Source organism: Rhodoligotrophos appendicifer, assembly GCF_007474605.1.
Taxonomy (GTDB): Bacteria; Pseudomonadota; Alphaproteobacteria; order Rhizobiales; family Im1; genus Rhodoligotrophos; species Rhodoligotrophos appendicifer.
In genome coordinates this window covers 17,390-32,678 of sequence record NZ_VHKL01000010.1, presented here as the reverse complement: position 1 = coordinate 32,678, position 15,289 = coordinate 17,390, and the positions used below count along the sequence as shown (strand labels likewise).

Here is a 15,289-nt window from a genome sequence, read left to right as displayed (position 1 = left end):
GGAAATTGGGGAGGGTACCATGTCGATTGCCGGTCAGCGCATCGTCATCATCGGCGGCAGTTCGGGCATAGGCCTTGCCACGGCGAAGGCGGCAGCGGCTCGGGGCGCCCGGGTGGTCATCGGCGGCCGGTCTGTGGAGCGCCTCGGGACTGCCGCGGCAGAGATCGGCGCGGAGACGGAGACACATGCCTTAGACGCCACTGACGAACATGCAGTGAAGGCGATGTTCGAGGGCTTGGGCAAGTTCGACCATCTCGCCGTTCTCGTTCCATCGGCACCGGACAAGACAGCCTCGACAAGGCTTGTCGACTTCCTCCACATGGAGGTCGGCCAGTTCGAGACCGTGTTTCGCAACCGCTTTTGGTCACAGCTCTACGGCATTCGCCATGGTGCACCCCACATGACGCCCACTGGCTCGATCGTGCTCATGTCCAGCAGCCAGCCGCGTAAGACGATTCCCCGCTATTCTGCAAGCAGTGCCGCGGCGGGGGCGATTGAGGCACTGGCTCGATCACTGGCCATAGAGCTGGCACCGATCCGCGTCAACGTCATTGCACCGGGTTTCATTGAAACACCCGGGACCAGCCACATTCCGACGGAGCGTCGGGCAGCGTGGGACAGGATTGCCGAGGCACAGCCGGTCAAGCGCCTGGGCACGCCGGAGGAGATTGCGCACGGCATGCTCTTCCTCATGGAGAATTCTTATGCAACGGCCAGCGTCCTCGACATCGACGGCGGCTATCGGCTGACCTAGGGCCTAAAATCTGTCGGGTTTGAACGGGGCGATATCGAGAGTGGTCGGCCGCTCGCCGACAATTTCCGCGACGAGGCGGCCGGTGACGGCAGCGAGTGCCAACCCATACTGGCCATGCCCGAAGGCGTAGATGATGTTGGGATGCCTGGGAGAACGGCCGATGACAGGGAGCGAGTCCGGCATCATCGGACGATCGCCCGCCCATTTCGTATGGGCGCCAACCTCAGCGTTCGGGTAAAGGTCACGCACGATGTCCAGCTGACGTGCCGGTCTGGCGAAGTCAGGCACTTGGCCGAGGCCCGCGAACTCAATGTTGCCACCAGTCCGCAAGCCGGTTGCCATGGGATTGAGCGACAGCTTCCTGTCTGCGATGAAGAGGGGCCGCTTCGGCATGGGACTGAAGTTGGTAATCGTCGCGTGGTAGCCCCGGGCGGGTTCCAGAGGCACCCAATCGCCGAAGCGTCTGGCGAAGTTCCCAGACCAGGCACCGGCTGCGATCACGACCCTGTCAGCGACATGTTCGCCGAGATTGGTCCGGACCAGCACATGATTGCTTTCGGTGGGAACGATTTCGCTCACCGTTTCCCGCTTGAGCCTCCCACCAATGCGTTCGACATGACGCGCTACACCAACGCACAGGCCATGGGGGTCGATCGTGCGGCGGTAGTCCGGCTCAAAAACCGCCGAGTGATAGCCGGCAGGAACCGCCGGTTCGAGGTCGGTCAAGGCTTGGCCATCGAGTGTTTGAAGTTCAGCGCCACGATCGACGAGAAGTTGCCAGGTTGCCCAGGCAACACTTCGGTCTGCGTTGCTGCGATAAAGCGTCAGTGCGCCATCGTCGCGGATAAGAACGCCGAGACCGGCATCCCCAATGAGCCCTGTCCAATCGGCGTGGCTCTGCTGCATCATCGCAGTCAGGTGATCGAGGATAGGTAAAAAGCGACTTTTTGCGCTCGCGCGAAGAAAGCGCAGGAGAAACGGTGCGATGCGGGGCAGGGCCTGCCAGCGGATTGCCAGTGGCCCGCGGGGATCGGCGAGATAGCGAGGAACGTTCCATACGATCCCCGGCATGGCCATCGGGAAGGAATGGTTTCGGGGCATGCCGCCGGAATTGCCGAAGGAACAGGCTTCTCCCGGCGGAAGCCGATCAATGATGACCACGTCGTGACCTTCGCGGCGAAGAGCGGCAGCGGTGACGACACCGATTATCCCCGCGCCGACAATTATGATTCTGCAGGGAAGACTTGGCATCAGCGAGCGCCAGGGTCCGTGATCATCGTCGGATGACCGCGGCAAGTTTCAGCGCACCAGTCTCAGAATTCGAATTGCCCAGTTCGCCGAGGAGGGAAGGACGATCCGCACCCTTTTCACGCGCTGGTCGCTCCTCAGCGGCACTGTAGATAATGGAGTTGCCCGCCAGAGGGCCGCGAAATTCGCTCACTCAGTTCCCTCGAAGTTTCGTTTCTTTGCCAAAGACGCCCGAACGGTTGGAGGATAATGCATCGATCCTTCGCGAAGATCATCGCTGCAAAAAGGTGTCCTTATATTGGGGTAAGGCGCCGTCGAAGCGCATTTCCGGCTCGATGTACCCGGCGAATGGGCGAACTCGTCCACAACATCGCAAAGCTGCTGATGGGGAGCGCATCGAGAGCCTTTCGCAGGCCCGGCCGATTGATCTCGACCCATGCGGCAGCGCCCTCGATCGAAACCCGGATCGTGTGTTCCAAAAGCTCTTTCCTACGCGGTGCTGCAATCCATCAATCAAACATTCCCACGGGCTGTCGCGCAAGAGAAGTGTCGCAGTCGACAGAAGATTGCCGGCGATAGGGCTTGGAGGGTTTCGGAGTGCCCGGGCGCTCCCTCAAGACGCGGATGCTAAGGTTCGGGCCGCTCTCTCTCCCCTCCCGGTGGGGCTTAGATCGATTTCGGCCTCGGATATGAGACTCAAAGCCTCCTAATGACCTAAGGAAGCTACCCTCGCCGGGTGAGTGCTCTAAAGTCCGCGTAACCAACCCCAATTCACGGAGTCCAGTCATGTCGCTTTCCGGTTCCAGGATCGTTATTATTGGTGGAAGTTCCGGGATCGGTTTGGCGACTGCCAGAAGCGCGGCCGCACTCGGCGCACGGGTGGTCATCGGCGGGCGCTCACTGGACCGTTTGAGGAGCGCTGCCGAGGAGATCGGCGGCGATGTCGAGACTAGGGCATTGGATGCCTCCGACGAGGCTTCCGTCAAGGCACTCTTCGATGATCTCGGACAATTCGATCATCTCACGGTGTTGGTGCCCTCCGCGCCCGACAAGTCGGCCTCCGCGAAGCTCGTGAATTTTCTCGACATGGAACCTGGCCGGTTCGAGCAGGTCTTTCGCAACCGCTTTTGGTCTCAGGTCTATGGAGTCCGCTACGGCGCGCCGCATATGAGCCGCACGGGCTCTATCGTTCTCATGTCCGAGACGTCGCCCCGTAAAACAATCCCTTGCTATTCAGGGAGCAGCGCCGCGGCGGGCGCCATTGAGGCGTTGGCGAGATCGCTAGCAATCGAACTGGCGCCAATTCGCGTCAATGTCATCTCGCCCGGTTTCATCGCAACGCCGGGGACTGATAACATTCCGGCAGAACGCAAAGCTGCATGGGATCGCATGGCGGCACTTCAGCCGGTCAAACGTCTCGGTACGGCTGAGGAAATCGCGCAAGGCATGTTGTTTCTGATGGACAACGCCTATGCGACGGCGACCGTGCTCGACATCGATGGTGGCTATCGCCTGACTTAATGCAAGCGAAGGCGATTGCGCGCCTGGAACTCAACCAGTCGGTAACCACGTATAACCGGACGACCGAGGACCTTGAATTGGGCCCTTGGACGAGCCCAACTGTCAGGATGTCCCACAGCAAAAAGCCGCGGATTTCTGCGGCTCTTGATGTTATCCAAACTGTCCGGCAGATTGGAGCGGGCGATGAGATTCGAACTCACGACCCCCACCTTGGCAAGCGTAAAGATCGGGGCATCTCAAACAGAGCCCTGATTCCAAAGTTCTGCTTTCTTTTCCCCAATTACAATTGTGCGCGTCTCTCACGGGCATGCGCTTCTAATAGCTTTTGGCAATCTGATCCATTTTTGGAGAACAATTGTCTTTCTACTGACGTAACCGGTGCGTAACCCGATGAGGTTGCCGACCCCTTGGCCGCAGCAGCAGATTATGGATCCTCGGTCTGTCTCAGTGGTGAGTGCGGACCATTAGGCCGCGGAGAAGTTCTGCCTATAAACCAAAGCTTCTTCGCCAAGCTGGTCTCTAGCGTGAGGCATATTTACTGATACTGATTATTTAAACCTAACGAAGCGTAAGCCCGCCATCCACTACAAGGTTATGTCCGGTTATATAAAAGGAGTCGTCCGAGGCCAGGAACAGTGCCGCCTTTCCGATGCTATCAGCTTCGGCGAGGTAGCCGAGCGGTACCATTTTGATGAACTCGTCCGCACTCTCGGCACTCGTCTGTCGCGCGCGCTGCCGCTCCCGTCTTTGGCAGCCACGGTGAAGTTGTCGGTGACATCTGCCTGACCATTCCAGAGAGCCGTTTTGACCAGAGTACCGAGTCGCGAATAGCAGAGCTGCTTATTCGCTGCGCCGCGAGCGTAACCAAGGCCCTCGGCGGTAGCCGAAGGTGATTGAATAATCCGCTCGCTGTAGCAACTCTGGGCGCCGTCGCCCAGATTGCACCGCAAGAACCTTTTTTTGCTTCAGCTCACGAAAAACGGGCGGTGCTGGCTAGTCGCCAGTCGCGGTTTGACCCAGCGGCAATCTCGCTCCAAAGCGGTAATCCTTGAAAGAGGACACCTGGCACCCAACGCGAACTGAGGGGATAGGTTGAGTCGAGGCCGATAACTGTCAAGTACCATCGGATGAGCTTCGCAGGCGTAAAGTCCTTATGCAAAAGGCTGCCTTGAATCTCTCGATACGACTCGTGAGCCATTGTCTCGACACGCGAAACCACAAAGGCGAGGTCAGGATGATCGGCGACGACGATAGCCATCGGCGTCTCGTCGTCATATGCCGTCAAAGTGGCCGCCAACCTTTGAATAGCGCCGAGATGATCGATGAAGGATTCATAATTCTCGTGCGGGTCGACAACACGTTCTCCTCGCCTTTGCTCGCCATTGTCTTCCGAGTGATACCAAAAGTGCCGGCGTACATCGGAGTTTCCAAGGTCCTGTAGCAGCTCACATTTGTAGTGAGACAGAAAGTCTCTGCGGAATTGCTGAACTGTGAATTCGGGAGAATAATCCCGTCTGAAAACCATGCCTTCAGGGATATACTCTGCCACGTCATCGGCAAATTCCGGGAAAAGCTCGATCAGAAGAGCGTTGATCAGCTCTGCTGTCTCTCCGTCAAACGAAGCTTTAGCGCTATCGGCGATATCACCCCAAAATGTGCCCTCAAACGGTTTTGAGGAGCTCTCCATGGACGACTTTATTCGCCGCAAATTGCTGGCAATTTGTGCGTGCGGAACGACGAATTCTTCTGAATCTGGAGTGAGCGTCTCGTAGTATGATATTGCGCGGTTCAGCAGCTCGTGGAACCGCTTTTGCTTGCTTGGGTCGTCGCTTATGCGCATCAAACGTGCTCGCGCGAGGCAGAATTCGCGAACCAGCATCCATGTTGAGACCCAATGAGTCCATCGCTGAAGAGTTACGCACATCCCTAGACCTGAGGCGTTTCCGACTCCGAAATAAGATGCGAGAATATCGCTGAGTGTAGCGGCCTGTGCGCTGCGGGCCGCCGCCATGCCGTTTACGAGATCCAGACCCACCTCGCGCAGCATCAGAATTCCAAAAAGATCGGCAATATATGGAGGTTTGAGGGGATGGTCATCCGGCAGCCCCTCATAAGACAGTGTCCCGTATCGGCCGGCCGCTATATAGCCGCCATTGCGAATGAGATATCCGCTTTTGCGTACGGTAGCCAATGAGGGCTGATGTCCCGAAGACAAGGCATCAACCACCTCATCGAAGATCCGGGCGCTCCGGCTGCCTGGTGTCCATCCGATGATGTCTGACCGGGCGCGCAAAGATTCCATGTCCCTCGTTTCGATACTCCGAAACTCTTCTGCAATGCGTTCGGCACCGACCTGGCCAAGGAAAAGGGTGCCCCAAATGTGGCGGTTCGTACCGACGCGTCGTCCTAGGTTCTCATTGGCTATAGCATCCTCTGCGGAAATTGGTGGGGAGCTGCGGGCGATATACGTCATCCTATAACCCGCCAGATCGAGTTGATAGATGATGCGGCCTCTCCCACTCTCATCAAACGAAACCAAGTCCTTTTCTAGCCTCCAACGCCCCTCGATCATCTTCCGCGCCAGGAGCTGGACAAAACTCAGGCGCGTTGACTTTTGAGCTCCCATTGAGTCCGGCGTCATACATTCGGATTCGGGCCGCATATTCGCTGTAATATCAACGAGGGAGGGGCCGGGATGTCTGGAAACGCAGTCGATGAGATGCTTTGGGATATGGCGCTGCATGCTTGGCCTATCCTGGTTCTTTGCGCGAAGGCAGAAGCGATGAAGCTCCCGGTGATACATTTCAGGTGCTAGGAGCTGACGTGTACCGGCACCTCAGCACTTGGGCTGGCGCGTGATTGTATCAGAGCCCAAATGCGATCCGCCGATGCCAGGAACTCCGGCGTATGCTTGACCGACAGATCTCGCGGACGCGACAGTTTCGGGATGATGATATCTACCACACGTCCCGGGCGACCGGAGAAGACGATCACACGGTCGGAGAGGTAGATCGCCTCGTCGATCTGATGAGTGACGAAAAGCACTGTCTTGCCAGTCCGTTGCCAAACGCTCAGGAGCTCTGCCTGCATCAGTTCGCGTGTTTGAGCATCTAATGCGGCGAAGGGCTCGTCCATGAGCAAGATTTCCGGATCGACGGCGAGAGCGCGCGCCAAATTAACCCGCTGCTGCATGCCGCCGGAGAGCTGGTAGGGATAAGAATCCGAAAAGCCATTCAGGCCCACCAAGTTAATTAGGCTCAACGCCTTCTCCTTAGCCTGCTTCTTCGGCACGTTTTGACATTCGAGACCGAAGGTCACATTTGTAAGGACCGTCCGCCACGGCAGCAGCGACGGTTCTTGAAAGACCAGTGCTCGGTCATAGCCGGGCTCCCGCACTTCCTTGCCACCGACGATGATCTGGCCGCCAGTTGCCGGATTCAGTCCGTCGACAACTCCGAGGAGTGTGCTTTTTCCGCAGCCGCTCGGTCCAACAATACTGACGAATTCACCCTCCTCTACATCGAAGCTCACTCCCTCAAGAGCTGTCATGTTGGCATAGGCGAAAGACAGGTTTTTGATTTCGAGCTTTTTCATCGCCATGAATACGTTCCGATTAACGGGTTGAAGGCCGCCACCGGCCCACTCGCTGCTCCACGACGAGCAGCATTTGGTTCAGAATGACTCCAGTGACAACAACCGCAGCGAGGGCGACGAAAACCTTGGAGACCTGAAAGGTATTGCCGTAGTAGGCGATCATGTAGCCAAGGCCGCCTTCTGAAGCGAGCATTTCGGCCACCACCACGTTGACGACGCATCGGCCGACGGCAAGTCGAAGGCCAAGAAGAATATAAGGAAGGCCGTTCGGAAGGATTATACTCCAGAACATCTTCCGCTCACTGGCGCGAAAACTTCGGGCGAGACGGACCCATTTGCGATCCGTCGCTCTGATCCCCGCCGATGTGGCAACGAAGATTTGCAGGAACCCGCTGATGAAGACGAGCAGCACCTTGTCCCAAAAGCCTATCCCTAGGAAGATGATGATCAACGGAAATAAAGCGATGGTCGGTGCCGCATAGAGTGCAGCGACCAGCGGCTGCAGGAACCAGCCGGCACGCGTGTACCAGCCGGCTATGACGGCAACTGGAAGCCCGATCACAATTGAGAGAATGAGGCCGACGGCAAACTCCTTTCCGCTGATCAGCAATTGCCTCTGCAACTCTCCGGATGCTGTGAGATCGATGAATGCTTCAGCGATCGCGCTTGGCGAGCTGACTAGAAATGGCGAGATCAGATTGGCCCTTGCCACCAACTCCCAAAGAATGAGGCCCGTGAGAACGGACAGAGAGCCGATGACTGTTCGTTCCGAGAGGACCCTCCCAGAACCCGCGCCTCGTGACGGGGGAACAGCGATATCGGTCATTCCAGGGCTCCCGGTTTCCAGCGCTGCATGCGTTGTTCGAAGGCGCGAGCCGATCCGAGGAGGAGAATACCCAGAGCTGTAATAATCGTTACGGCAACGAACATCTCATCAACGGCGAGCGTTGAACCGGCAACTGATATAATATAACCAAGCCCGCCACTGCTGGCGGCATACATTTCCCCAACGATGACACCAATTAAACCCCTCGCTACGCCGAGTTGCAGGCCGCTGGCAAGAAATGGTATTGTGGACGGAAGCACGATGGTTCGGAAGATGCGGATCTGGCCCGCGCCGAAACTCTTGCCCATCCGCAGATAGCTGGCTTCGACCGTCGCAACTCCCTGCATGATATTGATCACGATGGGAAAAAACGCGCTGATAATGACAAGAACGACGGTCGACTTGACGCCGATCCCGAACCACAGAACCAGAAGCGGCAGCAGCGCCAGGGAGGGCGTGGCATACAGCGCGGCGAGATAGGGATCGACTGCATAGCGAAGGCGCCGGTACCAGCCGGCTAACAGGCCTACAGGGATGCCAAGCGCGATGGCAATGGTCATACCGATGAATAGCTCTGTGAGCGTCACGCCAACGTCACGCAGCAGATTATCCTCTAGCGTCATGGTAACAGCTGTTTTCATGACGGCGACCGGACTGCTCACAAATCGCGCCGGCAGTAACCCCGATGAAGCGCCGAGTTGCCACAGCAGGAGAATGGCGATGATGCCACTCATGCTCCAGACACGCTGCTCGATCGATTGTCTCGCGCGTCGGTGAGCTGCCGGCCTCACCTCGCCATATTGGGCTTCCGGTTGCGCGATCTCGGAGTTGCTCAATCCGGCCATCCCAATCCCGACCCGCCTTTTCATACGAGACAATCAATGCCGTCGGCCAGAAGAAGAAGCCGACGGCGATTAATCAATTAAGGTTCTTGAAGAAGCCTTCTTTGTCCAGTTCATCGAGGACTGAGAGATCAACGAAATCAGCAGGTGTCATTGTTTTTGCTTTTGGATCCGTTTTGCGATCGAGGATAAACTGTATCGAGGCGGGTGTTGGACGCAGGTCTGACTTGAACAGGGGCGCAAAAAATCTCCATGCTCCTTCGGCATCTTCCTTGCTAGACTTTAAGTACTTCTGGATTACTTCAACGCTTCCAGCTTCGTCCTTCTTGAGGGCGGCAGTGGCTTCGGCCAGCGCTTCCAAGAATGCTTTAACGACGGGTCTCCGTGTCTCAACCGTCTCCTCCATCGCACCAATCCCGACGCTCAGATAATCCGGAGCAAGCTCGGGCATCTCCGCTAGGACTTTGTACCCCTCCGCAACGGCCTTGACGAGGATTGGAGGCTGAAAGAACGAGCCGGATACTTGGCCGGCCTGCAAAGCCGCAAAACGGTTTGCTTGGTTTCCGACCTGCACCGCGGTCACGTCATTTTCTGCGAGGCCGTTGGCTTTGAGGAGGATTTGCAGTGCAAGCTGGGTCTCGGATCCGAAGGAACTAATCGCAAACCTCTTTCCCTTCAGATCCTGAGCGGATGCGATGTCTTTTGCCACCACAGCGGAACTGGGGAGAACACCCAGAGTTACGCCGATGGCCTTTATGTCGGAGCCTGCAAGCCCGGCGTTCACAAGGGCATTTCCGTCGGCAGTGACCATGTCGATGGAGCCGGAAATCAGTGCTTGGACTCCCTTCGAGCCTGAATCTAGATAAATGAGCTCCCCGCTGTCGAGGCCGTGCTTGGTAAAGTAGCCCTTCTCTTGTGCGTAGAACCAGGGAAGGCTGGAGGCATCCAGAGAGCTATATGCCAGTCTGATTTTCTCTGCCGCATTTGCGGACGCCTGATAGGAACCGATTACGGCCACACAACAAAGCAGAGCCAATCCGATTTGCTTGATCTTCACGAAACCCATCTCACCCTCCACGTTTTTTCCACGCCAAATAACGCTTTGCATTTTCAGATGTTGGTGATTGCCTGGGGCGCTGAGACTTCTATGACCTTCCTGTTCTTCTGAACATTGGCAAGAATTCTTCCGAAACAAACGCCTCGAAACTTGTGGACGTAGTGTTGGAAGACGAGCGGGTCTCACCGCAAGTTACAGCCCCGGTGTTCCAAGCATGGTACATTGCATTCATGTGTTCGGCCGAAACTTTGGAACGCCCTTTAGCGATTTGGGCGTTGATCGATTCTTGTGGTGAAAGTTCGACATAACGCAGGCTCTGACAGCCAATTGCTTCACCGATCACCGCAGCGGCCTCGTCCATACTGAGGTCCCGTTGCCCCAGCAATTCACGCCGGGTCTTCCCCGTGAAGGTTGGATCATGCAGTTCTTTAGCCGCAAATTCAGCAATATCGCGTGCAGCGATCCTCGGAATGGCTAGATCACCCCGGAGCAGCCCCGAGACGGCACCATCACTCTCTATCTGAGGGATCCAATTAAAGAAGCTGGTCATGAAGAATGCAGCCCGAATATTCAGGACGTCGAGGCCATTGATCTCTTCAAATGCCGCTTCCAGGTCGGCATAATCCTGGCAGTGAGGGCCGCCAGCCTGCGGAAGGTGAGCGCCGATGCCGCTGAGATTCACGATGCGGCCCACGCCCGAGCGCGCCGCCGCTTCGGCCATCACACGTCCAGCCTGATAATAGGAAACCTCCGTGGAGATCGGCGGTACCATAGTATAGGCTGCTTCCGCGCCCTCGAATGCCCTTGTGACGTCGTCGATTTCGAGGACTGAGGTTATGACGAATGGTTCTGCGCCTTCTGTCACCAGGGGCGCCAACCGTGCCTCGCTGCGCCCGATGACGCGCACCGGCTTTCCGGCCCGCAACAGATTTTGCGCGATGCGAAACCCGATGTGTCCGGTAGCGCCGATGATCGCGAACATCAGTGAGCGATCCTAACGCGACGGCTCAACGGGTCGGACGAACAAAGACGACACGGTGCGCGAAAACGGTGTTCGACAAGTGACGACGGTCCCATGCTTCCCCTCGTCGAAAGAAGTCTGCAGAGCCTCTGCCTCGCTTCTTCGTTGCCCCTTGACAACAATGAAGCACATCGGATCGTATAATGGAATACCAAATTCCATCGTACAATATGAAGTGCGGATGAAGCGATGAAATGGCTCGGGTTGTTGTGGTGCAGAGGCCGGTGCGCCTGTTCTCTCCGCTGTAGTCACGATTCCGACGCTTGGGCCGAGGTGGCGGCATGAAGGATGTCTTTTTCTCTAGCCCTGCCCCCGAAACTGGAGACCCACCACAGACCTGTTCGGCTGACCGAGTTGAAGTCGCAACGGGGGAGATTGTCCGAGTTGGAGTCTGGGCGCTGAGAGCTTTGGGCTTGAAATTTGGAGTGGCTGAAAGGGCAGCACCTCTGCTGGCCTGGGCTGAGGCTACAGAAGGTGGAGCGCTGGAATCGCTCCGCGTGCACGGGCCGACGATTCTCGCCAACGCAGAAGCGAGCCTCGAAAGAGGGCAGTTAGCGGCAACTCATTGGGAATTTTCGGCACCTGGAAAGTCGCTCTTGCAGGTTGGTCCCGTTGCGATCGACCTGCTCACCTATTCGACGAGAACCTTCGGTTCTGGCCGTGTGGATATTCGCGGAGTTGTCGACGGACTCTTTGTTTCAGGGCTGCTGAGAATGGCAGCCCAACGGGGACTTTGTGCTCTCGCGCTGGGCTTCCCCGGAACCCGCTTTGGTCCGCGATCCGAAAGGTGCATGCTCGTCAATGCCGACCGCAGTGGTCCCGCATTCTTTTCAAGCGATCTTCTGCCCGCTGAGATTCCCGGCGACCTGCATTCAGCCGATGTAAGCTCGGAGAAGAATGTCGAAACTCATCAACTCGAGCCCGCGCCCGATCTCGAATATTCGGCGCTGTCGCTCTTCGGCCTCGGTGTTCCTGACGCATGCGCTGGATCCGATATGCATGGATTGGATCTCGAGGCGAAGTTTAGAACCGCACAGTCGAATGGTGTGCTTGTGGATAGGCAGGACTTCGAAAATCTGTATCGCCTGGAAACAGTGACATGGGCGCCGACGTCGGAGCGATCGCGAAAGCAGGCTCTGATCTAGGAAGGGACGAAAACGAATGACATCCGAAGATAAGATACACCCGGATATGCGAGAGCTCATTTCCGCAAAGGAAGTATTGGCCCGCACCAACGATTCCGAAATCCTGCGGCAGGAGTGGATTAACTATGGCAAGAAGCTCTCCCGGCCCTACCGACCTGGGATGAAGGTTGAAGATGTCAGCTTCGCCTGTCCCGGCGTAGGCAACGAGGGCATAATCAAGGTTCGGATTTACAAGCCCGCGGGACTGGAAGCCAATCCGCCTTGCGTTGTCTTTTTGCACGGTGGAGCCTTTATCAAAGGGAATCTGGACAGTGGAGACAGCAATGCGTGGGGGATGGCCGATTATGCGGGCGCCATCGTCATTAGCGTCGAATATCGCTTGGCACCAGAGTTTGGATATCCGGCAGCACTCCACGATGCCTACGGCGTTTTGAAGTATATTGATCAGCATGCCGATGATCTCGGCGTCGACAGGTCGCGGATCGCGGTTTGGGGCGAAAGCGCCGGCGGAAACTTGGCAGCCGCGCTTGCCCTGGTGGCGCGCGATCGCGGCGGACCGGACTTAGTCGCTCAGGTGCTGATCTACCCATGTCTGAGGAATGATTTTAACGCCGAATCCTATCGTGTTCACGCAGATTCGCCGGGTTTGACGACTGCCGCATGTGTCGAGTCCTGGGCGGCTTATCTAGGCGGCCGTGAAATCACCTCCCACGATTATGCCACCCCCCTTAAATTCGATGATCTATCGAATGTTGCGCCGGCATTCATCCACTATGCCGAGATCGATCCCCTCGCAGATGATGGCCCGAGATACGCGAATCGGCTTCGTGAGGCTGCAGTACCGACGACACTTCGTTGCGCCACTGGCATGATACACGGATTCTTGCGGGCACGGTTTACAGGGACGACGGCGGAGCGGGAGTTCATGCTTCCGTGCATGTATCTCCGAGGCATCTTTGCAAGACGCTGTGCAGGTTGATCAATTGGAAATGGGAACAAGGTAGATCTGACATGACCGGGAGTTCCCGAGCCTCTTCGGAGGCAGAGTCGTCGATGTCGCTCATCGTCGAGCAAGACAAGCTCTCGTTGAGAGAAAAGACGTTGACGAAACTGCGAGAGGCAATTGCTGCGGGATATTTCAAAGCAGGCGAGCGCTTAGTTGAACGCGACATCTGTGCCAGGACGGAGGTCAGTCGGACGAGCTTGCGCGAGGCTCTGCGCCATCTGGAATCCGAGGGTCTGGTTGAGAGCCGGAAGGGTGTGGGAGTCTTCGTTGCGTCATTGTCTCTGGATGACGTGCGGGACATTTACGAAGTGCGAAGAGCACTTGATGCCGAGGCAACCAGGCTTTTTACGAAGCGTGCGACTGAGAAGCAGCGGAACAGACTCTGTGAGGTCATGAAACGGCTCGCCGATATCCCGCACACGGATCACGCTCGGGCTCATCGCGCCAATATCGAATTCTTCGAGATCATATACGAGGGGGCGGGAAACAAAGTCGCTCACGGTTTCATGCAGTCTCTGCAGACAAGGACCAGCATGCTTCGATCAATTACGCTGCGAGCTGTCACCCGAGAGCACTATGAGGAGACTATCGCCCTTTTCTCGGGAATCGTTGAGGCCATTGAGGCTCGCAAGGAAAACTTAGCCTCCAAACTTTGTCGGGAATTTGTGATCCGGTCTGAGAAGTTCTCCCTGAGCGTGTTTGGCCAGAAGTAGCGGGCCCGGAGCTGATGTTTAGTGTTCGGACAGCAAGGGACGTGTTCATTAACGGAGGTCGCAAGGATCGCGACTTTCTGTGCGGAAGGATAAATGTGACAACATGAAGTTCGGATATTTTTGCAATCCTCAGGACCCGGGTGCGGCCCGCGATTGGCTAGAAATGATGAACGAGGTGCGGGATCTCGCTGTATTCTGCGACGATGCTGGGTTCGATAGCTTCTGGCTCGCTGAGCATCACTTCAATCATCGCGGAATTTACATTCTTCCCAATCCTGTTGTGATGGCGACTGACCTGGCGTCGCGCACGAAGCGCATCCGCATCGGCCTAGGTGCCGCTATCATCACCTTCTGGCATCCTTTGCGTCTGGCAGAGGACCTGGCAATGTTGGACCAACTGTCCGAAGGAAGGTTGGAGATCGGTGTTGGCCGGGGCAATTTTGGCATTGAAGGCGTGAATCTTAATTCCAAGGCCGACCCGCGGGATCAGAAGGCAAACTTTGAGGTCTTCGCTGAAACGTTAGAGATCATCAAACGGGCTTTCTCCCAGCAACTCTTCTCTTTTGAGGGGAAGCATTATACTTTTCCGACAGCGGGCTTTACCTGGGATCGGCACACGGTGAAGGACGCGGAGTATGTCGACCCCGAAACCAATGAACTCCGCAAATTGACCATTATTCCTCGCACCCGCCAGCAACCGCATCCCCCCATATGGCAAGTCGTGGATTCCGCATCGTCGGTGGAGTTTGCCGGTAGGAACGACATCGGCATCATCATGTGGCGGCCGCCGGCTGACATGCTACGCGAACGCTTCAGGCTGTATCAGGATAGTGCCGCCACGGTGGGCAAAAAACGGCCCCTCGGGTCTCGTTGTGGGATCACGCGAGATACCTTTGTCGCGGAGACGAAGGAGAAGGCGCGGGAGCTTTGTGAAAAATATCTGATTCGCTTCCTGAACTATCATAACTGGCGGGGTCCCAACATTTATTTGCATCCGGGCGAACAATACTCATCGGAGCAGGAGGAACGACTGAAGAGCTCTCTTGACTATGACTTCGTTCAACGGTCGGTTCTAGTTGGCTCACCGGAAGAAGTCATCGATAGGATTGAAGAATTACGCGAAGTCTCTGGGGTCGAGCAGATCCTGATTAATTCTTCATGGGAGGGCATCCCGCACGAGCTTACCATGCGCAGCATGAAGCTTTTCGCCGACAAAGTTCTTCCAAAAGTGCAGGGCACGAACTCAAGCGCTGGACTGGGCACAGCGGCTGAGTAAGAGCAGTCGAAGGTCGAGCTGCTCGAGTATTAGAGCTGTTGTTAAGCATTAGAGCTCGTCGGTACCAAAGTTGTTGCTCAGGGTGGGGCGCTTAGGCGAGGAAGTGATGACCGCAAAAATGAAAGCGACGGATCAGCTATAAGTTGGTGACCAACTGAACTGCTGCCTTTACTCCACGCGATCCCCCGTCTCCGGTCGCATCGCGCCTCAAATTTCAGCAGCGCAATCGCCTTTTCGCCGAAACGCGCGTGTCGAGCCGCATCGTGGCGTTGCCGCGATTTATGAC

Annotated in this window: 14 protein-coding genes and 1 pseudogene; 7 read left to right on the top strand and 8 right to left on the bottom strand. The window is 56.6% G+C overall.

The genetic code is table 11. The features are described from left to right. The first annotated feature begins 19 nt into the window (after positions 1-19). Positions 20-754, top strand: a complete 735-nt coding sequence (locus FKM97_RS20920; protein ID WP_144294394.1) for an SDR family oxidoreductase — start codon at positions 20-22, stop codon at positions 752-754. A 3-nt stretch (positions 755-757) separates the two neighbouring features. Here the strand turns inward: FKM97_RS20920 and FKM97_RS20915 are convergent, their stop codons facing one another. Beyond that, the gene (locus FKM97_RS20915) at positions 758-2,005 is read right to left on the bottom strand and encodes an NAD(P)/FAD-dependent oxidoreductase (protein WP_144294393.1); all 1,248 of its coding nucleotides are present in this window, start codon (positions 2,003-2,005) and stop codon (positions 758-760) included. 783 nt (positions 2,006-2,788) lie between these two features. On the opposite strand from FKM97_RS20915, the gene FKM97_RS20910 reads away from it, so the two are divergent. Then, on the top strand, positions 2,789-3,523 hold the full coding sequence (locus FKM97_RS20910; RefSeq protein WP_144294392.1) for an SDR family NAD(P)-dependent oxidoreductase: 735 nt from the start codon (positions 2,789-2,791) through the stop codon (positions 3,521-3,523). A gap of 558 nt (positions 3,524-4,081) precedes the next feature. On the opposite strand, the gene FKM97_RS26985 is transcribed toward FKM97_RS20910, so the two are convergent. Then, a complete protein-coding gene (locus FKM97_RS26985; RefSeq protein WP_281290135.1) occupies positions 4,082-4,318 on the bottom strand; it encodes an SDR family oxidoreductase in 237 nt (78 codons plus the stop codon). Between FKM97_RS26985 and FKM97_RS27260 the strand changes: the two are divergent. Then, a pseudogene (locus FKM97_RS27260) lies at positions 4,258-4,416 on the top strand (IclR family transcriptional regulator domain-containing protein); the annotation flags it as partial. The gene FKM97_RS26985 and the pseudogene FKM97_RS27260 overlap by 61 nt on opposite strands. Before the next feature lie 77 nt (positions 4,417-4,493). On the opposite strand, the gene FKM97_RS20895 reads toward FKM97_RS27260, so the two are convergent. From FKM97_RS20895 to FKM97_RS20870, 6 genes are all read right to left on the bottom strand, one after another. After that, positions 4,494-6,266 (bottom strand): hypothetical protein, encoded by a 1,773-nt coding sequence (locus tag FKM97_RS20895; RefSeq protein ID WP_144294390.1) that lies wholly within the window; start codon positions 6,264-6,266, stop codon positions 4,494-4,496. A 68-nt stretch (positions 6,267-6,334) separates the two neighbouring features. Continuing rightward, entirely contained in the window at positions 6,335-7,123 is a 789-nt protein-coding gene (locus FKM97_RS20890) for an ABC transporter ATP-binding protein (protein WP_205015250.1), read from the bottom strand. 13 nt (positions 7,124-7,136) lie between these two features. Then, on the bottom strand, positions 7,137-7,943 hold the full coding sequence (locus FKM97_RS20885; RefSeq protein ID WP_144294389.1) for an ABC transporter permease: 807 nt from the start codon (positions 7,941-7,943) through the stop codon (positions 7,137-7,139). After that, a complete protein-coding gene (locus FKM97_RS20880; protein ID WP_170241039.1) occupies positions 7,940-8,779 on the bottom strand; it encodes an ABC transporter permease in 840 nt (279 codons plus the stop codon). The genes FKM97_RS20885 and FKM97_RS20880 overlap by 4 nt, the downstream gene beginning before the upstream one ends. An 82-nt stretch (positions 8,780-8,861) precedes the next feature. Beyond that, on the bottom strand, positions 8,862-9,851 hold the full coding sequence (locus FKM97_RS20875) for an ABC transporter substrate-binding protein (RefSeq protein WP_170241038.1): 990 nt from the start codon (positions 9,849-9,851) through the stop codon (positions 8,862-8,864). Between the two features lie 79 nt (positions 9,852-9,930). Continuing rightward, positions 9,931-10,824 (bottom strand): NmrA family NAD(P)-binding protein, encoded by an 894-nt coding sequence (locus FKM97_RS20870; protein WP_144294386.1) that lies wholly within the window; start codon positions 10,822-10,824, stop codon positions 9,931-9,933. A 464-nt stretch (positions 10,825-11,288) separates the two neighbouring features. Here FKM97_RS20870 and FKM97_RS20865 point away from each other — a divergent pair, with 464 nt between their 5' ends. The 4 genes from FKM97_RS20865 to FKM97_RS20850 all read left to right on the top strand — a co-directional run bounded on the left by FKM97_RS20865 (position 11,289) and on the right by FKM97_RS20850 (position 15,003). Continuing rightward, a complete protein-coding gene (locus FKM97_RS20865) occupies positions 11,289-12,008 on the top strand; it encodes a hypothetical protein (protein ID WP_144294385.1) in 720 nt (239 codons plus the stop codon). Positions 12,009-12,024: 16 nt separating this feature from the next. Then, entirely contained in the window at positions 12,025-12,987 is a 963-nt protein-coding gene (locus tag FKM97_RS20860; protein WP_144294384.1) for an alpha/beta hydrolase, read from the top strand. 74 nt (positions 12,988-13,061) lie between these two features. Then, on the top strand, positions 13,062-13,727 hold the full coding sequence (locus FKM97_RS20855) for a GntR family transcriptional regulator (protein WP_170241037.1): 666 nt from the start codon (positions 13,062-13,064) through the stop codon (positions 13,725-13,727). 103 nt (positions 13,728-13,830) lie between these two features. Next, positions 13,831-15,003, top strand: coding sequence for an LLM class flavin-dependent oxidoreductase (locus FKM97_RS20850; RefSeq protein WP_144294382.1), 1,173 nt, complete (start codon positions 13,831-13,833; stop codon positions 15,001-15,003). Positions 15,004-15,289 lie beyond the last annotated feature (286 nt).

Bases quoted from the DNA above. Each gene is read 5' to 3' on its own strand.
- FKM97_RS20920 (WP_144294394.1), top strand. From the start codon at position 20: ATGTCGATTGCCGGTCAGCGCATCGTCATCATCGGCGGCAGTTCGGGC.
- FKM97_RS20915 (WP_144294393.1), bottom strand. From the start codon at position 2,005: ATGCCAAGTCTTCCCTGCAGAATCATAATTGTCGGCGCGGGGATAATC.
- FKM97_RS20910 (WP_144294392.1), top strand. From the start codon at position 2,789: ATGTCGCTTTCCGGTTCCAGGATCGTTATTATTGGTGGAAGTTCCGGG.
- FKM97_RS20895 (WP_144294390.1), bottom strand. From the start codon at position 6,266: ATGCAGCGCCATATCCCAAAGCATCTCATCGACTGCGTTTCCAGACAT.
- FKM97_RS20890 (WP_205015250.1), bottom strand. From the start codon at position 7,123: ATGGCGATGAAAAAGCTCGAAATCAAAAACCTGTCTTTCGCCTATGCC.
- FKM97_RS20885 (WP_144294389.1), bottom strand. From the start codon at position 7,943: ATGACCGATATCGCTGTTCCCCCGTCACGAGGCGCGGGTTCTGGGAGG.
- FKM97_RS20875 (WP_170241038.1), bottom strand. From the start codon at position 9,851: ATGGGTTTCGTGAAGATCAAGCAAATCGGATTGGCTCTGCTTTGTTGT.
- FKM97_RS20870 (WP_144294386.1), bottom strand. From the start codon at position 10,824: ATGTTCGCGATCATCGGCGCTACCGGACACATCGGGTTTCGCATCGCG.
- FKM97_RS20860 (WP_144294384.1), top strand. From the start codon at position 12,025: ATGACATCCGAAGATAAGATACACCCGGATATGCGAGAGCTCATTTCC.
- FKM97_RS20855 (WP_170241037.1), top strand. From the start codon at position 13,062: ATGTCGCTCATCGTCGAGCAAGACAAGCTCTCGTTGAGAGAAAAGACG.
- FKM97_RS20850 (WP_144294382.1), top strand. From the start codon at position 13,831: ATGAAGTTCGGATATTTTTGCAATCCTCAGGACCCGGGTGCGGCCCGC.